This window comes from Desulfobacter sp. (genome assembly GCF_050177295.1).
The window spans coordinates 1-2,850 of the sequence record NZ_JBFXHE010000506.1; the positions used below are offsets into that span (position 1 = coordinate 1).

1 protein-coding gene is annotated in these 2,850 nt (G+C 56.9%); it reads right to left on the reverse strand.

Features of this window, described 5'->3' with window-relative positions; translation table 11 throughout:
* Positions 1-2,850: beta-ketoacyl synthase N-terminal-like domain-containing protein (locus AB7U36_RS21790; protein ID WP_428161700.1), on the reverse strand; the 2,850-nt coding region annotated here is incomplete at both ends.

The following is a 2,850-nucleotide window of genomic DNA, read 5'->3' on the forward strand; positions in this document are numbered from 1 at the left end:
CGCCATGCACGGATATAATCCGGTCCACCAGCATCAACGGTTCATCCGGCAACCGCACCCGGACCGGGTAGGTGTCAATGATATCGAAATCGGGACCCAGCACGTTTCCGGCTTTTCCCACGGCAAATTCAAGGCATTGGTCCCGGTCCATAAACAGGTCGGGAACCTTGGAAATATCCTGGGGCGCAAAGACCGGTTCCAGATCCATTGACGGATTCCGGCCATTTGGCATTGCACCGGCAATAGCGACAAGCTGTTCAGCCATGGCCTGGGTGTTTTGGGCGGATAATTCCAGGAAGCACTCATGGGCTCTGGCCGTAATCTCCTGGGTATGGGCCAGCAGTCCCGGGATTGTGTCACAGGGAAATGGCAGTGGCATATTGGGCGGCTCAGTGCAGAGATCAAACGACGTTTCCTGCCGGGCCGGTTCAAAAGCCTCGTTGGCAATCAAGGCCCTGGGAAAAGGCGGGCGGGTCACAGGAATCCTTATGCAGGTGGATGTATGCCCGTTTTTTTCCAGGGTCTGCGCAGCCTTACAGGTGTCGTCACCTGGCCCTGAATGATGGCAGCCTGACAAGATAACATGCCCTGCAATACCATCCCGGGTCAGGCATCCTGCCACAGCTGTCTTGGGAACGCCGGGTAAATGGTGCAAAGGTGCGGGAAATTTTCGGGTGTAAAGACACAATGCGGCAGCCGTAACGGTAAAAAGGCCTGCGGCAGCTCCGGTATGCCCGGACAAAGCAGACGGACAGAAAATCGGCAAAGCATTATCAAGCTCGGAGACCTCCCCTGCCCCCAGAAAGTGAGACGCACTGTGAGTCACTGCACCAAGCCCGATATCCTTTAAATCCATACCAGCATGATCCAGAGCCTTTTGTAAAGAATTTTGGACAGCCGTTGACCGTGAGACATGGTCCTGCTCACCGGTTTCCCCGGCAAGTGCGGCGCCGCCGGCACCTGCCACACCATTGATCACGGCATAAATCCGGTCATTATCCCTTTGCGCGACATCCAGGGGTTTGAGTACCATGGCCACAGCCCCTTCCGAAGGCAGGGCCATGGGGTCCGTGCCGCTCAAAACCAGATCCCGGGTAAAGCTTCTGATGTCAGCGGCAAGATCCACGGCTGCACATAAAAAGCTGTCAGTCTCCCCTGAGGAGAGGGATTTAACGGCAATATCAATGGCCGTTAGTCCCGAAGCTGCATCCGCAGAGAGGGTAAAGCAGGGGCCGCCCAGTTTAAATGCCCGGGCCAGGCGGGAGGCCACAATGCCCCCAAGGGCACCCAGTGTTGAACCAAAATTGAGTGACGGCCCGATGGTGTCCAGCAGGTCACTGGATACACCGTTTTTTTGCCCCTGAATTTGCCACCTTAAATGGTAGTCCGTAGCCCCGAAATCAAATTCAATGCCCACGGCACAGCCCATGTTTACCCGGGGTGGTTGTGACGCATCCGGTTTGGCAGAGATACCGGCATCTGCCAGGGCTGCCAGGGCTGCTTTGAGCATCATCAGATGCTGGGGCAAAATCTGGCTCATCTGGTTGGGGGGGATATTAAAATCTTTGAGATCAATACTCAGATCATCCATGAACAACGTTAACCCCCCGCGGACTTCAGGGGGCAGATGATCAAACCTGCGCCATCGGCTTTCTCCAGATCTGCCTACAGTGGATTTTTCGCCCAAAATAAGCTTGGAAAAATCCCCAAGGCACTCCGCACCACCTGATATCAGCCCCATACCCACAATGGCACAGGGAACGCTTTTTTGGGCCGGAGCAGGTGTAACACCCACCGCATGAGGACGTGATTGAGCCTTAAAAGATTCCACAAGAATCTGGGCATTGATGCCGCCAAACCCAAAGGCGGATACTGCGGCCCGCAAAGGCCTGCCGTCGCCGGCAGGTATCCAGGCAGAAGGGTGATCCTGGACCCTGACACCGCTATTCTTAAAAGGGGAGTCATCCGGCAGCGCATTGAAATTGTTGGATGGCGGCAGCACCTCCTGGTTCATGGCCATGACCGTTTTGATGAATCCGGCAGCCCCGGCACCGGTCAGCAGATGGCCGATATTGGACTTTACCGAACCAATGGATAAGGCGGTATCCATGCACTGATATTTTTGACGCATCTGCATGATACTGTGGACTTCCACCTGATCCCCCTTGGGGGTTCCGGAACCGTGGCACTCCATGTACTGGATATCATCAAAAGACCAACCGGCCATGTCAAAGGCACCGATCATGGCCCGGACCTGACCTTCACTGGCCGGAGCCACCAGGTTGCCTTCAATATCGTTGCTCACCCCCCATCCTTTAATCACGGCGTAGATGGTGTCCTGGCAGGCCAGGGCATCGTCCAGGCGTTTAAGCAGGACCAGGCCTGCACCCTCCCCCACCACCAGACCATCGGCATCCCGGTCAAAGGGAGCGCACCGGCCCGTGGGCGACAGGGCCTGGAGCTGGGTAAATCCCACCTGGGTGTAGAGGGACTGGGGCCGGGATACCCCGCCGGCCACCATCGCGTCCACCCTTCCGGAGAGCAGTTGTTCGCAGGCAAGCTTTATGGAAAACAAAGAAGACGCACAGGCGGCATCCAGGGTAAAACTGCCGCCGGCCAAACCCAACAGCCTTGCCAGAATTGACGCAGGCGCCGAGAGCATGCCGGCGCCCCAGGCTTGTTCCCGGGAGGGCATTGCAGGATTTGGCGCCAAAAAAAGATCTCGGGTCAGCCGCGATGCGCCCGGTGTGGGCAGGGCAATGGCAGCCAGCACAATCCCTGTGCGCGCCCGGTTTGCTTTGGAAAGCCGGGCATTGGCCATAAGATCAATGCCGGCGGCAAGGGCTAAAT